This is a genomic window from Paenibacillus sp. p3-SID1389 (genome assembly GCF_025151705.1).
Taxonomy (GTDB): Bacteria; Bacillota; Bacilli; order Paenibacillales; family Paenibacillaceae; genus Fontibacillus; species Fontibacillus phoenicis.
In genome coordinates this window covers 59,095-75,092 of sequence record NZ_JALXVO010000001.1, presented here as the reverse complement: position 1 = coordinate 75,092, position 15,998 = coordinate 59,095, and the positions used below count along the sequence as shown (strand labels likewise).

Here is a 15,998-nt window from a genome sequence, read left to right as displayed (position 1 = left end):
GGCCCCCTCCTATCGCTGCGTAAGTTTTTTCGGATCCAGATGATCTCTCAGACGGTCCCCCAGTATATTGACTGCCAAGACAAACAAGGTAATCGCCAGCCCTGGAAAAGTGCAGATCCACCAAGCTACGGTCAGGTAACCTCTGCCCTGGGACAGCAGCGTCCCCCAGTCCGGGATTTCGCGAAGCACGCCCAGCCCGAGGAAGCTGAGACCCGATCCCGTCAGAATCGACGTGCCGATCCCCACCGCCGCCATGACCAGCAGCGGTGAAAGGGAGTTCGGCAGCACATGCTTCCAGAAGATCGACCAGGGCGAAGCGCCGATGGAGGCGGCGGCTTTCACGAACGTGCGGTTTTTAATGCTTAAAATTTGAGCTCGCATCACGCGGGCATATCCCGGTACGGAGGAGACGGCGACGGCCAGCACGATGTTAAACAGGCTGGGGCCAAGGGCCGCGGCGATCGCAAGCGCGAGCAGAATCCCCGGAATCGTCATCAGAATATCGTTGATTCGCATCATTACCGTATCCACCCATCCGCCCGCATACCCGGCGATGGCTCCGAAAGCTCCGCCGATCAACCCGCCGGTCAGCACGGAAGCCAGCCCGATAAAGAGGGAATCGCGGCTTCCATGCACGATCACGCTGAAGACATCCCTGCCGAAATAATCCGTACCCAACGGATGAGCCCGGCTGGGCGCTTGCAGGATACGGTCCGTCAGCATTTCCGTCGGAGCATACGGAGCGATCCAGGAAGGGACGATGGCGCATGCGACGATAAACAAGATGAATAATCCGGCCAACACCAGAAGCAGGTCATTGACCGAAAATCGGCCGGTTCGCGGCGCGGCCGAAGCTCCGGCTTTACGTTCGCGCCAGACGGTTTTGGAGAAGATCGCTTCTCTCACTCGATTTCCCTCCCGTTCATAGAGTACGTGAACCTCATTAAGTGGAGCGTCGGACTCGTGGATCGATGATCGCATAAGAAATGTCCACTAGCAGATTAACGAATACATAAATGGCGGCAGAAAACAGGATAACGCCTTGAACCACCGGCAAGTCCTTGGCCATGATGGCGTCCGAGATCACCCTGCCGATGCCCTGTCGGGAAAATACGGTCTCGATCACGACCGTGCCGGCCAGCATCTCGCCGATCAGCATGCCAATCATCGTCACAGCCGGGATCAACGCGTTCCTGAGCGCATGCCGGTACATCACCGCGCGCTCGGTGAGTCCCTTGGATCGCAAGGTGACGATAAACTGCTCCCCAATGACATCGAGCATGCTGCTTCGAACCATCCGGAGGATAAATCCCGCCCCGACGGTGCCAAGTGCAAGGGCCGGCAGGACGAGGGTCCTCCAGCCGTCCGATCCCATCGCCGGGAACCAGCCCAGCGTAATCGAGAAGATCAGGATCAGCAGAATGCCCGACCAGAACGTCGGCATGGAGATGCCAAATAATCCGATGATCCGGGCAATAATGTCAATCGCCCGGTTGCGATGGATCGCCGAGAGAACGCCCAGCAGGATCCCGACAACGACGGACACGAAGGCGCTGGCCGCCGTTAAAGCGAGCGTAGCCGGCAAGCTCTCCACGATCTTGGGCAGCACCGGGTCCGAATTCAGCAGCGAGTTGCCGAAGTCTCCCCGGAATATACCGCCGAAATACCGCAGGAGCTGAACGTGGAACGGCTGGTCAACGCCAAGCTGGTGCCGTAAGGCCGCAATCGCCTCCGGCGTCGCCAGCGCGGGATCAATCATCGCGTCCGTCGGATCGCCGGGCAGGACGTACAAAATGGTGAAGACCAGCACCAGCGATCCGAAAATGACCAGCAACGAGGCGATCAGCCGCTGGAAGATCGTCCAAACCATTTTCCTAATGCAGCTCCCTTCGCGTTACTTCTTTAATGAAACATCGTTAAACAACGGATAGCCGAGGGAATCGAATTTGATTCCTTGTACGGACTGGGATGCAGCTACGGTATAAGGGAACACGTAGATCGGAAGAATGATCGCATTGTCGATAATGTAATGCTGCACTTTCTTGTACAGCTCCGCCCGTTTCGCGTCATCCTTCTCCACTCTTCCCTGCTCGAGCCACTCATCCACCTCTGGACTGTTCAGCCGCGACAAGGTGGGCTGTCCGTTCGGATCATAGGAATGGTAGAACGAATAGAGTGCGTTCGGATCAGAATTGACTTGGCTGTTTCCGTATAAATCGTAATCTCCGTTGGTATACACCACGGTCCGGACATCTTTGGTGATCTCCACCTCAACGGCGATGCCGATTTGCTTCAACTGCTGCTGAATGATCACTGCGATGTCGTTGCGTTTTTCCCGGTTCGGGGTTCCGTCGACGTAATGCAGGGTGAGCTTCTTGCCGTCTTTTTCCCGGATGCCGTCCGCTCCCTTCACCCATCCCAACTCATCCAGCAGCTGGTTGGCCTTCGTTAGATCAGGTTGAATCGAGTTCTCCAGCGAAGGATCGTAGCCAAACGTTCCCGGCGTCAGCGGTGACCAAGCCCGCTCGTAAGTGCCTAAGTACAAGGTCTTGACGATCGCATCCACATCAACTGCGAGCTGCACGGCTTGCCGGGCCTTCAGCTCATTCCAGGGGGCATGGTCCAGATTAAAAAATAACGTATACGGCAGGCCGACCGTATTGGTCTGGAGCAACTGCAGCTCGGCATGGTTCTTCAGTGCGATCGCATTCTGAGGCGGCACCGTTTCGGCAGCGAGCACTTGCTTGCTCTGCACGCTTCCGATCCGGGTCGCTTCCTCCGGAATGATACGAAAGTTCACGCTGTCCAGATAAGGCGCTCCCGGGTTGTCGACCAATTCAGGCGCCCAATGATAATCTGGATTGCGCTCCACCTGAATGCCGGCGTTTTCCTCCCATTTCACGAATTTATACGGTCCGGTTCCCACCGGGTGCTGTCCCAGCTGATCACCGTATTGCTTGGCTGCCGTCGGCGAGACGATGCCAAGCAGCGCCTGGCTGAGGTTGCCAAGGAACGCTCTGGACGGTGTCGAAAGGTTGAGCTTGACGGTGTACTCGTCAATTACCTCGGAGGATTCATACGGCTGAAGCAAGGCAGCCGCATTCGCCGCTTTTGTGGCCGGATCGAGAATCCGGTCGAAGTTGAATTTAACCGCTTCGGCATTAAACGGGGTTCCGTCATGGAATTTGACATCCTCCCGGAGCTTGAAGGTATAGCTGAGCCCGTCCTCCGAAACCGTCCATTCCTTCGCCAACCACGGCTTGATGGTATTGTCCGGCAGCTGGACGACCAGGCTGTCATAGATCGTGCGAAGGACCCGAACCGCTACGGCAAGCCCGCTGCGATGCGGGTCCAACGTATCGGGTGAGGTCGCCAGCGCATAAGTGAGTTCCCCGCCTTGTGCGGCAGCTGTTTGTTCGGCATCCGAGGCGGACGCCTCAGCCTTTGGGCTTTCTTGTGCGGTTGGATGGCTCCCGCAGGCCGATAGCAGCACCACCATCATCGTTGCCGCTGCGACGATGGATTTACTGCGCTTGGTTTTCATGATTCTCATGGCATCAACGCCCTCCCTGTGCTTAAACTAACGTTTGATCAGACATACCGAACGCTGCCGGCCTGTTGCAGCGCCCTCTGCGCCGTGTAACGGTTCACCGGCACAGGCAGCCCCAGATTGCCGCGAAGCGTATCCGCCTCATAATCGGTGCGGAACAATCCGCGTTCCTGCAGAATCGGCACGACCCATTCCACGAAATCTCTCAGCCCGCCCGGAACGCTTTCTCCGATAATAAAACCGTCCGCCGCCTGTTCCTCGAACCATTGCTGCACAATATCCGCAACCTTCTCCGGCGTGCCAAAGAACACCGTCCTTGGCGTCGCCTCCTGCAGCGCAACTTCCCGGAGCGTCAGGTTCTGCTCCTTCGCCCGTTTCTTGATACGTTCCGTTGTACTGCGGAAGCTGCTCGAACCGAAATCGCCCAGATCCGGGAACGGCTCATCCAGCGGATATCGGGAGAAATCATGGTGCTCGAAATACCGTCCAAGGTACTCCAGCGCTTTGTCCGGCGTCACCAATTCGGCGATTTCGCGGTATTTCCGCTCCGCTTCCTCCTCAGTCCGGCCAATGATTGGACCGATTCCCGGGAAGATCAGAATCTCATTAGGGGAACGCCCATTTTCGACGGCGCGCCGCTTCACGTCCTGATAGAACGCCTTGGCTTCTTCAAGCGTCTCCGGTCCGGTGAATACCGCGTCCGCCGTCTTGGCCGCAAGGTTGCGGCCGCTTTCGGAGGAGCCGGCTTGGAACACGACCGGTTGGCCCTGCTTGGAACGCGCGATGTTTAACGGGCCCTGTACGGAGAAATACTCGCCCTCGTGATTCAACCGATGCATTTTGGACGGGTCGAAGAAAACCCCGCTCTCCTTGTCGCGAATAAAAGCGTCATCCTCCCAGGAGTCCCACAGGCCTTTGATGACCTCCAAATATTCCTCGGCGATTCGGTATCGCTCAGAATGCGAGGGGTGCGGTTTGCCGCCAAAATTGAGGGCCGTCCCTTCCAAAGGTGAAGTCACAACGTTCCAACCGGCCCGCCCTTTGCTAATATGGTCGATCGACGCGAACTGCCGGGCGACCGTAAAGGGCTCGCTGTACGAGGTCGACAGCGTTCCGACCAGGCCGATCCGTGAAGTTACAGCGCCAAGCGCAGACAAGATCGTAATCGGCTCGAACCGGTTCAGAAAATGCGGGATCGATTTTTCATTGATGTAGAGACCGTCCGCAATGAATACAAAATCGAATTTTCCGTTTTCAGCGATTTGCGCTTGTTGCGTATAAAAAGCAAGGCTTACGCTGGCATCCGAAGGAATCTGCGGATGCCTCCACGCCGTATGGCTGCTCCCTACGCCATGAATCGCGGCTCCGAACCGGAGCTGTCTATTGGAATGGGAACCCATTGTTCACTCCACCTTTGTTTAATTTAGAAATCATGACACTCTAATCAATCATTAACTCATATGTTTAGTCGGCATTAGTGCAGCACAGAATCCCGTGAAGCACTCCTTCACCTTCAGGCACATCGCCTTCTGAATTTACACAACCTGGCCTTGCTTCTGCTCCTCTGCCCCAAGCCGATAACGGGCCAGTTCCCGGTTCAGCTCGGCTACCTCCTCGTCCAGCCGCACCCGAAGCTGCTCTTCCAGCGCAAACCCGCCGTTCTCCAACCGGCTAACCCATTGATCGACGGCAAATACACCGCTGAGAATATGAGTTCCGCCAAGCGCCGCAACCACCGGCTTCAACGCGTAATCCACCGCCAGCAAATGGGCAATCGTCCCGCCGATGAACAGCGGCAGCACTACTTTGCCTTGGAGCCCTTTTTGCGGGATCAAATCCAGGATCGTCTTCAGCGCGCCCGAATAAGACGCTTTATAGACCGGGCTGGCGATGATAACGGCATCGGCCGCTTCAACCGCTGCGTTCAGCTCCTTCACAACCTCGCTGTTGAAATTCGCCCGGAGCAAATCCTCCGCCGGCAGCTCTGCCGCCGAGAACCAATCGATGGAATTGCCCGCTTGGGTCAACTTCTCCTGTACGTAATCCGTTAATCCGAACAACCGTGAACCTAAGGTTGGACTCCCAGCGATAATAACGATTTTGCTCATAATTTGATCTCCTCCTATTCGTGATCCATCTCCTAATTTGGCAAAGCTAACTGCACCACCTCAGCATGCCGGTACCCGCCTCAGGATTTAGCCGCTACCGCTTTACGCTCCAGCGTATATCGGTTCTCCGGAAACGGCAGGCCCAGGTTGCCGCGCAGCGTATCGCTTTCGTATTCAGTCCGGAACAGGTCGCGCTCCTGCAGAATCGGTACGACCAGATCCACAAAATCCTCCAGCCCGTTCGGAACGGCAGCGGTAATCATAAACCCGTCGGCTGCGCCTCCCTCAAACCAGGCCTGAATCCGGTCTGCGACCTGCTCCGGCGTCCCGATAAATCCGCCGCGCGGCGTTGCGACTTGAAGCGCCACTTGTCTTAACGTCAACCCTTTTTCCTTGGCGTCTTTTTTGATTTTATCCGTGCTGCTTTGGAAGCTGTTTTTGCCCAAATCCCCGACATCCGGGAACGGCTCATCCAGCGGATATTGGGAGAAATCATGATGCTCGAAGAAACGGCCTAAATAGTCCAGCGCATTCTCGATCGTCACCAGGCTGGCGACCTCTTGATATTTGCGTTCCGCTTCCTCCGGCGTACGGCCAAGGATCGGGCTGATCCCCGGAAAGATCAGGACTTCCTCCGGATTCCGTCCAAACGATGCAGCGCGGGACTTCACATCTTGGTAGAAAGCTTGCGCGTCCTCGATCGTCTCATGCCCGGTGAACACGGAGTCCGCGTGCTTGGCTGCGTAATTTTTGCCGACCTCAGAGGAGCCCGCCTGGAAGATCACGGGTTGCCCTTGCTTAGAGCGGGCGATGTTCAGCGGCCCCTTCACCGAGAAGAATTCTCCGACGTGGTTCAGCGTGTGCATTTTTTCCGGATCAAAAAATACCCCCGTCTCCTTATCCCGCACAAATGCGTCGTCCTCCCACGAATCCCACAGACCGCGGACCACCTCCAGAAACTCGGTGGCAATCCGGTAACGTTTGGCATGGTCCGGATGCTCCTTCTTCCCATAGTTCAGCGCCGAGCCTTCCAACGGGGAGGTTACGACGTTCCAGCCTGCGCGCCCTCCGCTGATCATGTCCAAGGAGGCGAACTGCCGGGCAACGGTAAACGGCTCGCTGTACGAAGTGGACAACGTTCCGACCAGACCCACATGCTTGCTGACCGCCGCCAGGGCGCTGAGGAGCGTTAAGGGCTCAAAGCGGTTCAGGAAATGGGGGATCGATTTCTCCGTGATGTATAAGCCGTCCGCAATAAATACCAGGTCGAATTTGCCGGCCTCCGCCTTTTGCACCCAACGTTTATACACGTCGATATTCACGCTGGCATCCGCCTGCACATCCGGATGACGCCACAGGGAGGTTCCTCCTCCTACCCCGTGCAATAATGCGCCTAATTTGAGTTGTCTTGGTTTCGCCATGATCTCGTTCCTCCTTATCGTTTGGGTATCGTTCGTTTCCTAGCCCTTAGCTCTTGCTTAGGGCAAACCCGGCTGCTTGTTTGATTCGATCGATTTGCCCCAAATGACGTTGGACGTGGTTGGTAAAGCCCTCGACAATATCCTTGATGGAGACAGTTTCTCCCTTGGCGTTCACGCCGGTTTTCTCCAAGTCGGCCGCATCCAGGCGGCTTAACAGCAGGCTGTTGTACAAAAGCAACGCATGAAAGGCCTGCAGCACATCGGAGACTTTACCTGCGTTGGCATATTGCCCGCTGATCCAGGCGTCTTGGTTAAAAGCCGGCAGCCGCGCCTCCGTTCCCGCCAGAATATCCCGGATCCTAAAAGAGACAACGATACTGTGATCCACCAAGTGGGTTAATACCTCCAGTACGCTCCAGCTCTCCGGCTTTGGCTTCCAAGTGGTCTGCTCCTCGCTGAGGCCATCAATGGCCGTAACGAGCTGTCCATGTGTATTCAAAAAAGCTTCAAAATTTACTTTAGTCATGCCATCCCCTCCGATTCCAAATTAAGCTTCTTCCCGAACTCCCTGCTACGCCAACTGGCCCAATCAGGTCCAGCGCCAAATCTCTCTACTTCGCCAACTGGCCAAAACGATCCAGCGCAAACGGCCGCAGCGAGTCATCCGTCTTCCCTTTTTCAACCAAGTCCGCAAGCCGCTCCCCAATCACGCTGGCAAATTTGAAGCCGTGTCCGGAAAAGCCGCCCGCCACCCAAACCTGCGGGTGCTCTGGATGCCGGTCGATGATAAAATCCTCATCCGGCGACATCTCGTATTTGCAGACCGCGCCTTGCTTTAGGCGGCCGGCCGCCCCCGGCATATAGGCTGACAGCACGCGGCGCAAATCCGCTTCATCCTCGGGACGGCTTCCGAAAGGCGCCAACGTCTCCCCCGGGGTCCAGGGGATTCCGCCGTCATGGCGGCCGATCTTAAGACCGGCTCCGCCGATGTTCGGGAACCCGTAATACCCGCCTTCCGGCGTCCCCAATGTAAACCCGGGAAAACGTCCCGCGTCGAAGCCAGGACCGGTTGTCTCGAACCATCCGACCACCTTGCGCACGGCGCGAATGGGAAGGTTGACGAACGGGGCGAGCGTGCTGAACCATGCCCCGGCAGTAAGCAGAACGGCCCCGGCATGAAACTTGTCGTCCGCGGTATAAACCGTCACGCCGCCTGCTCCGCTGTGTACCTTCAAATTCCGCACGATGGCGTACGTCAGCAGCTCCGCGCCTTGCGCCAACGCCAGCTTGCGATACGCCTCCACACATCGCTCGCTGTACAAGTACCCGGCGTCCGGCTCATACATCGCCTCAAACGAATCCGGGATCGTCAGCTCTGGCCAGCGGGCGCGGATTTCTGCCGCATCCAGCCATTCCGTACGGACGCCCAGCGCCTCCGATTGCGCAATTCGCTCCTTAAAGGAATAGATGGTGCGATCCGCGATATTCAGCACGCCGGACGGCTCCAGCAGCCGAGTTCCGGTCAGCTCCTCCACTTCATTCCATAAGCGGTGGGCGCGAACCGCCAATTCCGTATACACGGGATCTCCGCTGTAAGCATGCCGGATCAGCCGGGGTTCGCCGTGATGGCTGCCTTCCCGGTGCGGCGGATCAAATGCATCGATCAGCAGCGTTCGCAGCCCCTTACGGGCCAAATAGTACCCGGCGCTCATCCCCATGGAGCCTGCGCCAACGACGATGACGTCATAAACGGCGGGCGTGCTCATCGGGACGCGCCTTCCTTCCGTCGGTTATCCCGTGCCAGCTCCTCCAATGCCAGCTCCGCCAGCTTCGTGAAGAAGCCGATGCTTACCGGAATCGCCCGCTCGTCAAGATCAAAGGCTGGATGATGCCATTCCTGCGGCCCATCCGTCCCCATAAAGACGAAGAGCCCCGGAACTTCCCGTTGATACCACGAAAAATCCTCTCCTGCCGGCGACGGAACCGGCGTGATGCCCTGATACCCCGCCGCCTCTGCGGCCGCCAGCCCAAGCTCCGCCAGCTTGGGATCGTTCAGCACGGGCGGCGGCCCTTCGATCCAGCGGACGGAAGCTGTCGTGCCAAATGCAGCCGCCACTCCTTGAACCACCTCTTCGAAGCGCTGCAGCACCCGCCGCCGTACCTCTTCATCAAAGGTGCGGATCGTGCCCTCCAGCAGCGCTGTTTCAGGGACGACGTTCCACGCCGTGCCGCTGTGCAGCTTCGTGACGCTGATGACGGCACTTTCCAGGGAACCAACGTTCCGGCTGATAATCGATTGCAGCACCGTCACGAGATGCGCGGCGGTGACGATCGGATCGTTGCCGGCTTCCGGCACGGCAGCGTGGGTCCCCCGTCCGGCGACTTCAACGACAAAGCCGTCGGCGGCGGCCATAAGCGCGCCGCTCTTGATCCCGATCGTCCCGACGGGAAGATCGGGCTTATTGTGCATGCCGAAGATCGCCTGCACCCCATCGAGCGCCCCGCTGGCGATGACTTGCCGCGCGCCTTTGGCCTTCTCTTCGGCTGCCTGGAAGATCAGCCGGACCGTGCCCTTCAGCTCTGCCTCCCGCGCTTTCAACGCATACGCCGTACCGATCAGGGCGGCAGTATGGAAATCATGCCCGCAGGCGTGCATCTTGCCGGGATTCGCCGAAGCAAACGGGAGTCCCGTCTCCTCCTGAATCGGCAGTGCGTCGATATCCGCCCGAAGCGCGATGACCGGCCCGCCCTGGAGCCCGCCAACCTCGGCTACCAGCCCCGTTGTCAGCGGAATGTCCAGGATCCGGATGCCCGCTTCCTCCAGCCAGCCGCGAATTCGACGGGTCGTCTCGAACTCTTCGTTTGACAGTTCCGGGTACCGGTGCAGCTCCCGGCGAATCTCTACGAACCGCGCTGCCGCTGTACCGGACAACTCTTGAGTCGTATAAGTATCGTTAGACATGTTACGCCTCCACCGGCACTTCGACTAATGCTTCGCGAAGCAGCTCAAAGGAGCGGACTCGCTTCTCGAAAGGAGTGATATTGCTGGTGACAATCACTTCCTCGATGCCGGTGTCCTTCTGCAGCGCGAACAGCTGCTCCCGGACCGTTGCCTTGGTCCCTTTAACAATCCAAGGCTCCTGCTCCTCGATCGTATAGGGCTCTCCGGCCTGACGGCCGAACTCTTCCGCTTGCTCCCGTGTGCCAAGCGTCACCAATTTGCCGCTGGCGAGCCGCACCTTCACAACCTTCTGATTGCCGGCAAGCTCGGCGGCTTCCGCTTCAGATTCGGCGACGATGACGGACAACGCCAGGATGACTTGAGGCTCGGTACCGTGGGACGCCTCAAAGCTCTCCCGGTAGGTTTGGATCGCCTTGAGCGCAATCGCCGGATCCCCGTTAATAAACAAGGAAAACACATAAGGCAAGCCTAGTCCTGCAGCGATTTGCGCACTATCCACGCTCGCCCCAAGCACGTAGAGCTCAGGAGCCTCCGCCGGGAGCGGGGCCGCGCGCAATCCGGCCAGCGGATGGTCCGCCTCCAGGCGGTTCTGCACGTATTTGCGCAGCTCCACGATTTTGTCTGTCAAGGTCGCCGATTCCCTTACGCCTTGCTGCAAAGCCTGCGTGCTCTTCGGCAAACCTCCTGGAGCCCGGCCAACGCCAAGGTCGACCCGCCCCGGCGCCAGAGAAGCCAGCACGTTGAAATTTTCCGCCACCTTATACGGGCTGTAATGCTGGAGCATCACGCCGCCGGAGCCGATCCGGATCGTGCTCGTTTTCGCCAGAAGGTAGGAAATCAGCACCTCGGGCGAGGAACCGGCCACCTGCTCCGAATCATGATGCTCAGACACCCAAAACCGCCGGAACCCCAGCTCCTCGGATTTGCGGGCCAGCGATACGGTATGCTTAAACGCCTGCTCCGCACTCTCCCCCGGGTAAACCGGGCTTTGATCCAACACGCTAATCGTGAGTCCCATCTCTCAGTCGCCTCCTAAATCCTAAATGCTTAAATGCTATAGCTCGGCTCAGGGGTAATCCGTTTCAGAAACTGCTTCGTCCGCTCTTCACGCGGATGATACAGCAGCTCCGCCGGGCTCCCTTCTTCCACGATGACGCCGCCGTCCATAAATACGGCGTGGTTGGCCACATCCCGGGCAAACCCCATCTCATGGGTCACGACGATCATCGTGATCCCTTCCTTGGCAATCTTGCGAATGACCTCCAGCACTTCGCCAACCAGCTCCGGGTCCAGCGCCGACGTAGGTTCGTCAAATAAAATAACCTCCGGCTCAAGCGCCAGTGCTCGGGCAATGCCCACCCGCTGCTGCTGGCCTCCGGACAGCTGGCTTGGATAAGCGTCCAGCTTACCGGCCAGCCCCACCTTCTCCAGCAAAGCGATGCTGCGGGCTTTGGCTTCTTCCTTGGGTATTTTTTTGACGATCACCAAGCCTTCCATCACGTTCTCCAGCGCCGTCTTGTGCCGAAACAAGTTATATTGCTGAAACACCATCGCCGTCTTTTGCCGGAGGGTATGAATGTCTTTCTTGGTCGCGCGGCTGCAGTTCACCCGGTAATCGCCGATGGCAATCTCGCCGCCGCTGGGCTTCTCCAGATAGTTGATGCATCGCAGCAGCGTCGTTTTGCCGGAGCCGCTTGGTCCCAGAATGACTACGACATCGCCTTGGTTCACCGTCAGATCAATCGATTTTAAGACCTGCTGGCGCCCAAAAGACTTGGATAATTGACGAAGCTGAATCATGCCACTCCCCCCCGATTGTAAAGTTGGATTCGTTTCTCGAGCCGCGCCGTGAGCCGTTCGATCAGGACGGTCAGCCCCCAGAAAATCAACGCCGCCGCAACATAGGCCTCAAAAAACTTCCAGTTGGTCGAGGCAACGATTTGCGCTTTCGCGTTAATATCCACGACGGATACGGTAAAAGCCAGCGTCGACCCGTGCAGCATCCCGATCGCCGAGTTGGACAGGTTCGGCAGGCTGAACGCCAGCGCCTGGGGGAACACGATCCGCCGCAGCGCCTGAAACGTCGTCATCCCGATGGAATAGGCCGCTTCGAGCTGCCCGCGGTTCACCGCCAGCAGCCCCGAGCGGACGACCTCGGACATATAAGCCCCGGCCGTGATAGAAAAGGAAATATAGGCAAAAGCAATCATCGGAATGGAGGCGGACTTAAAGCCCCAGCCGAACCCCTCCGATAAGCCGTCAATAATGACCGGCAACCCGAAGTAAATCAGCAATAAGTGCGTCAGCATGGGCGTTCCGCGAATAAAGGTGACATAAGCGGTGGAGATTTGCCCCAGCACAGGAACCCGATACAGCCGGAACAGCGCGGTGATCACGCCAATGACAAAGCCAACCGAGACGGACACGGCAGTGATCATTAAGGTGGTGGGAATCGCCGACAACAGCTGAACGAAGGCCGTCCAGACAAAAGAAGGGTCGATTTTCATAGTTTTGCGCCTCCTTTTTCTGCGCCGAGCCCAACAAACATGCCTCTCAGCGACGGCTTCCGCTCGATCCGAAATCTCCTTCTCTCCGCTCCATCCGGCTGCTCATGCTTCAGCAAACGCCGTTCGGCGGCCCGCAGCAGCTTCTCTAATGTGAAGCTCACGACCAAATAGATGAACGCCAGAGCCAAATACGCTTCAATAAAATGCTGAGTAAGCGCGCCAAGCGTCTGGGCTTTGCCGGTGAGTTCCATGACGCCAAGGGTAAACGCCAGCGAAGTATCCTTCAACAAGGCAATCACCATATTGGAGAAGACCGGCACCGCCACCGCCAACGCTTGCGGCAATACAATTCGGGTGAATGCTTGATGCCCCTTCATCCCGATCGCATAGGCTGCTTCGACCTGTCCCCGATCCACGGCCGTCACCGAAGCGCGGATCATCTCCGACATAAAGGCTCCGGTATGCAGGCCGTAGGTCAAAATGACGAAGAACAACACGGGCGCTCGGGAGATATCCAGGTGGACCAGCTTCAACAGCTCCGGCAAGCCATAGTAGAACAGGAACAATTGGATCAAGATCGGCGTCCCTCTGAAAAAAGAGACATATACCTTCGAAAACTGCTGCAACACCGGAATCCGATACAGCCGGGGGAACGCGATCACAAACCCGACGATCATTCCCGTCAGCAGCGACCCGCCCACAATCAGCAAGGTGACGCCCAGCGTCGACCACAGCTTCGAAAAGGCGCTGATCACGAAAGAAAAATCAAACGGTGCCCCCACGAAAATCTCCCTCCTTTCCCGCCTTGTTGATTAGCTAGTGAAGTCTTCTCCCAGCCATTCCTTGCTCAGCTTGCCTAAGGTTCCGTCCGCCTTCAATTCCTTGATCACCTCGTCGATCGCATCCGCCAGCTTCTGTCCCTCCGGATCGTCTTTGCGGAAGACGAAGAGAATATCGGCTTGTGACAGCTCCTCCCCGGTCGTCTTCAGCTTGCCTTGAGGATCGATCAGCGACAGCGAGAAGTCCGCTCCCAATGTGGCTTCGACGCGGCCGGAAGTGATTTGGCTGACCGTATCGTTGGCTGCACCGCTCTGGTACACGATCTCGATAGCATTGTTATTTTCCTTGTTGTAGTTCTCCAAAATTTGTGCCTGCGCGCTGGTTGGTGAGGTCAACACCTTCTTCCCCTTCAAATCATCCAAGGAATGAATCGTATTGTTGTCTTTCGCGACGATGATCTTATTTCTCCAGTGCGCGTAGGGCTCTTTGTTAAACAGGTATTTCTCGGACCGCTCCGGGTTCTTCTCCATCTCATGAGCGACAAAATCGATCTTCTTCGTCTCCAAGCTCAGCAGCAGGTTGGAAAACTCCTGGGTCTGGAACTCGAATTCATATTCCTCAAGACGCTGATCGATCTCGCGGACCAGCTCAACGTCAAATCCGGTTAATTTCCCGTTCTCGTCGATAAAGCATACTTTCGGAAAGCCTGTGCCCGTCCCTACGATGATTTTCTTCACTTCCCCCGTGTCCGCACTCGCCGCCGTATCCTTCGCTTCCGTCCCGCCGGACGCTCCCGCTCCGCATCCTGCCAGCGCCCCCGCTAACACCAGTACGGCCGCTGCACTTAACCATCTCTTCATGTCTCTAACCCCTTCCTTATTCACGGTGATCTTTGTTTTACAATCCCTATAAGTTTAGTCAGGATTATGTTGACACTACTTTACTGTGATTTTTGTTACACGTCTAATCGAGTTTTTCTATGGGTACATGCAAATCGTCGATAGGAGAAGCGCCTAGCTCTAACAAAGCGTCCAAAAACACGTTGTTTTCACCGCTGAGGGAGATAAGGTGGGTTTGTAAAGAAACGCCGGCCGTCTCAAGGATGTCTACCGGCACGAGGATTCCCTCCTGCACTTCTTGTCTGGCGGACAACCCAGGGAGAAAGCAGATGCCGGCCCGGCTGATCACAAGCTTCTTCGCCGTCTCGGCATTATCGACCTGATACACAATGTTGGGCGGCTGCTCCAGGCTTTCAAACGCGCGATGAATTCGCATCCAATCGAGGGAGCCGCATTCGAAGAAGACCAGCGGTTCCCGCCGAATGTCGCGGATGGATGCACTTCCGACAGCGGCAAGCGGGTGATCCTTATACACGTATAACCGAATCGGATCATCGTAGAAGGGATAGGATTGGAACGACGGGCTCATCTGCTTGCGGGCAAAAGCGACGTCAATTTCCTTAGCCGCCAGCTTGCCTGCCAGAACGTCAGTCGGACCGGTTATCACCTTGAGGTTGATTAACGGAAAGCGCCTATGCAGAAGCACGAGCAGGTGCGGCATTAAATAGTTGGACACGGATACGGTGCTCCCGATTCGAAGTTCCTCAGGAGTTCCCGGCCGGGAATGGAGATGATGTTTTCCCTTTTGGTAAATCTGGAGGATTTGCTGGGCGTAGGGCAGAAATTGTTTCCCCTTCTCCGTCAGCTGGATTTGTTTCCCCAAGCGATCGAACAATCGGCAATCCAGCTCCCGCTCCAGCGATTGAATCCGCGCGGTCACCGTCGGCTGCGAAAGAAATAACACCTCCGCCGCTTTGTTGAAGCTGCCGTAGTGATTGATGTATACAAACGCCTCAATATGATCGATGTTCAAAAAGATCCCTCCCCAAATTAATCTATATTTCTTACTATACCAATCTACATAGGCGGTTTTATTAAAATTATCCTTAATCTTAGGGAGCCCGCCACTTTTTGTCAATCGTTCGATATAGAATTTTTTAATGACTGTGTAAATATTTTTATATTCCGATGCGGTTAGTCGGTATTTAGTCTATACTGATTTCACTTCACCTGATTGGGATGTTAAATGAATTACTTCGATAAGGAGTGTTGGAGAGATGAGCCGTTTAGAGCAGGAAGTGTTAATCCGGGATGCCCGGGAGGATGAACGGGAACAAATTGCCAAGGTGATGCTGGAAGCTTACCGGCAATATGCGTTTGATATGCCCCGTGAGCGGTGGGAGGAATATCGCGAGAACATCCGAAGCTCTGTCTACGACAACGGCCCTTATGCCCGCCTTGTCGCCGAGCTTAACGGAGACATCGTGGGCAGCGTGCAGCTGTTCCTGAACTCGGAAGCGGCCTATGGGAGATCGGACCTAGGCATCCAATCCCCCATCATCCGGCTGCTCGCCGTATCCCCCTATGCCCGCAGACGCGGAATTGCAAAGCAGCTTATTCGTGAGGCCGCCCGCCGATCCCTGGAGCTGGGCGCCCGCACGCTGTACCTACATACGTCGGACATGATGGCCGCTGCGGTGAAGCTGTATGAGAGCCTCGGATTCGAACGGGCTTACGAAGCTGATACCACCAATGGGGAGACCCTGGTCAAATCGTATAAGATCCAATTGACGGACGCGTTGCCCCTGCTGCAAACCTCGTAAGTACAATC

At 56.7% G+C, this 15,998-nt stretch carries 16 protein-coding genes; 1 reads left to right on the top strand and 15 read right to left on the bottom strand.

What is annotated here, in order from left to right; all coding sequences use genetic code 11:
• Positions 1 to 9: 9 nt before the first annotated feature.
• From M3G15_RS00320 to M3G15_RS00250, 15 genes are all read right to left on the bottom strand, one after another.
• Positions 10 to 906: an ABC transporter permease gene (locus tag M3G15_RS00320; RefSeq protein WP_036699952.1), complete on the bottom strand. Its 897-nt coding sequence runs from the start codon at positions 904 to 906 to the stop codon at positions 10 to 12.
• Positions 907 to 943: 37 nt separating this feature from the next.
• Complete coding sequence (locus M3G15_RS00315) at positions 944 to 1,870, bottom strand: ABC transporter permease (RefSeq protein WP_028538696.1); 927 nt, start codon at positions 1,868 to 1,870, stop codon at positions 944 to 946.
• A gap of 24 nt (positions 1,871 to 1,894) precedes the next feature.
• Complete coding sequence (locus M3G15_RS00310; protein ID WP_009224595.1) at positions 1,895 to 3,553, bottom strand: ABC transporter substrate-binding protein; 1,659 nt, start codon at positions 3,551 to 3,553, stop codon at positions 1,895 to 1,897.
• Positions 3,554 to 3,591: 38 nt separating this feature from the next.
• On the bottom strand, positions 3,592 to 4,950 hold the full coding sequence (locus M3G15_RS00305; protein ID WP_260069740.1) for an LLM class flavin-dependent oxidoreductase: 1,359 nt from the start codon (positions 4,948 to 4,950) through the stop codon (positions 3,592 to 3,594).
• A 135-nt stretch (positions 4,951 to 5,085) separates the two neighbouring features.
• A complete protein-coding gene (gene ssuE / locus M3G15_RS00300; protein ID WP_009224593.1) occupies positions 5,086 to 5,658 on the bottom strand; it encodes an NADPH-dependent FMN reductase in 573 nt (190 codons plus the stop codon).
• A gap of 80 nt (positions 5,659 to 5,738) precedes the next feature.
• On the bottom strand, positions 5,739 to 7,079 hold the full coding sequence (locus M3G15_RS00295; protein ID WP_260069739.1) for an LLM class flavin-dependent oxidoreductase: 1,341 nt from the start codon (positions 7,077 to 7,079) through the stop codon (positions 5,739 to 5,741).
• Between the two features lie 46 nt (positions 7,080 to 7,125).
• Positions 7,126 to 7,605 (bottom strand): DinB family protein, encoded by a 480-nt coding sequence (locus tag M3G15_RS00290; protein ID WP_009224591.1) that lies wholly within the window; start codon positions 7,603 to 7,605, stop codon positions 7,126 to 7,128.
• An 85-nt stretch (positions 7,606 to 7,690) separates the two neighbouring features.
• On the bottom strand, positions 7,691 to 8,845 hold the full coding sequence (gene solA / locus M3G15_RS00285) for an N-methyl-L-tryptophan oxidase (RefSeq protein ID WP_260069738.1): 1,155 nt from the start codon (positions 8,843 to 8,845) through the stop codon (positions 7,691 to 7,693).
• Complete coding sequence (locus M3G15_RS00280; protein WP_260069737.1) at positions 8,842 to 10,041, bottom strand: amidohydrolase; 1,200 nt, start codon at positions 10,039 to 10,041, stop codon at positions 8,842 to 8,844. Before M3G15_RS00280 ends, solA begins: the two co-directional genes overlap by 4 nt.
• A gap of 1 nt (position 10,042) precedes the next feature.
• The gene (locus M3G15_RS00275) at positions 10,043 to 11,059 is read right to left on the bottom strand and encodes an LLM class flavin-dependent oxidoreductase (protein ID WP_260069736.1); all 1,017 of its coding nucleotides are present in this window, start codon (positions 11,057 to 11,059) and stop codon (positions 10,043 to 10,045) included.
• Between the two features lie 29 nt (positions 11,060 to 11,088).
• Complete coding sequence (locus M3G15_RS00270) at positions 11,089 to 11,841, bottom strand: amino acid ABC transporter ATP-binding protein (RefSeq protein ID WP_127576338.1); 753 nt, start codon at positions 11,839 to 11,841, stop codon at positions 11,089 to 11,091.
• A complete protein-coding gene (locus M3G15_RS00265; protein ID WP_009224586.1) occupies positions 11,838 to 12,548 on the bottom strand; it encodes an amino acid ABC transporter permease in 711 nt (236 codons plus the stop codon). The genes M3G15_RS00270 and M3G15_RS00265 overlap by 4 nt, the downstream gene beginning before the upstream one ends.
• Positions 12,545 to 13,330 carry an amino acid ABC transporter permease gene (locus M3G15_RS00260; protein WP_009224585.1) on the bottom strand — a complete coding sequence of 262 codons (786 nt, stop codon included), beginning with the start codon at positions 13,328 to 13,330 and terminating at the stop codon, positions 12,545 to 12,547. Before M3G15_RS00260 ends, M3G15_RS00265 begins: the two co-directional genes overlap by 4 nt.
• A gap of 30 nt (positions 13,331 to 13,360) precedes the next feature.
• On the bottom strand, positions 13,361 to 14,188 hold the full coding sequence (locus M3G15_RS00255; RefSeq protein ID WP_260069735.1) for a transporter substrate-binding domain-containing protein: 828 nt from the start codon (positions 14,186 to 14,188) through the stop codon (positions 13,361 to 13,363).
• Between the two features lie 103 nt (positions 14,189 to 14,291).
• Positions 14,292 to 15,200: a LysR family transcriptional regulator gene (locus M3G15_RS00250; protein ID WP_260069734.1), complete on the bottom strand. Its 909-nt coding sequence runs from the start codon at positions 15,198 to 15,200 to the stop codon at positions 14,292 to 14,294.
• A 244-nt stretch (positions 15,201 to 15,444) separates the two neighbouring features.
• Between M3G15_RS00250 and M3G15_RS00245 the strand changes: the two genes are divergently transcribed.
• A complete protein-coding gene (locus M3G15_RS00245) occupies positions 15,445 to 15,990 on the top strand; it encodes a GNAT family N-acetyltransferase (protein WP_260069733.1) in 546 nt (181 codons plus the stop codon).
• The last annotated feature ends 8 nt before the right edge of the window (positions 15,991 to 15,998 follow it).

Excerpts from the sequence above, each read along its gene's own strand:
- M3G15_RS00315 (WP_028538696.1), bottom strand. The coding sequence starts at position 1,870 with ATGGTTTGGACGATCTTCCAGCGGCTGATCGCCTCGTTGCTGGTCATT.
- M3G15_RS00310 (WP_009224595.1), bottom strand. The coding sequence starts at position 3,553 with ATGAGAATCATGAAAACCAAGCGCAGTAAATCCATCGTCGCAGCGGCA.
- M3G15_RS00305 (WP_260069740.1), bottom strand. The coding sequence starts at position 4,950 with ATGGGTTCCCATTCCAATAGACAGCTCCGGTTCGGAGCCGCGATTCAT.
- ssuE (WP_009224593.1), bottom strand. The coding sequence starts at position 5,658 with ATGAGCAAAATCGTTATTATCGCTGGGAGTCCAACCTTAGGTTCACGG.
- M3G15_RS00295 (WP_260069739.1), bottom strand. The coding sequence starts at position 7,079 with ATGGCGAAACCAAGACAACTCAAATTAGGCGCATTATTGCACGGGGTA.
- M3G15_RS00290 (WP_009224591.1), bottom strand. The coding sequence starts at position 7,605 with ATGACTAAAGTAAATTTTGAAGCTTTTTTGAATACACATGGACAGCTC.
- solA (WP_260069738.1), bottom strand. The coding sequence starts at position 8,845 with ATGAGCACGCCCGCCGTTTATGACGTCATCGTCGTTGGCGCAGGCTCC.
- M3G15_RS00280 (WP_260069737.1), bottom strand. The coding sequence starts at position 10,041 with ATGTCTAACGATACTTATACGACTCAAGAGTTGTCCGGTACAGCGGCA.
- M3G15_RS00275 (WP_260069736.1), bottom strand. The coding sequence starts at position 11,059 with ATGGGACTCACGATTAGCGTGTTGGATCAAAGCCCGGTTTACCCGGGG.
- M3G15_RS00270 (WP_127576338.1), bottom strand. The coding sequence starts at position 11,841 with ATGATTCAGCTTCGTCAATTATCCAAGTCTTTTGGGCGCCAGCAGGTC.
- M3G15_RS00265 (WP_009224586.1), bottom strand. The coding sequence starts at position 12,548 with ATGAAAATCGACCCTTCTTTTGTCTGGACGGCCTTCGTTCAGCTGTTG.
- M3G15_RS00255 (WP_260069735.1), bottom strand. The coding sequence starts at position 14,188 with ATGAAGAGATGGTTAAGTGCAGCGGCCGTACTGGTGTTAGCGGGGGCG.
- M3G15_RS00245 (WP_260069733.1), top strand. The coding sequence starts at position 15,445 with ATGAGCCGTTTAGAGCAGGAAGTGTTAATCCGGGATGCCCGGGAGGAT.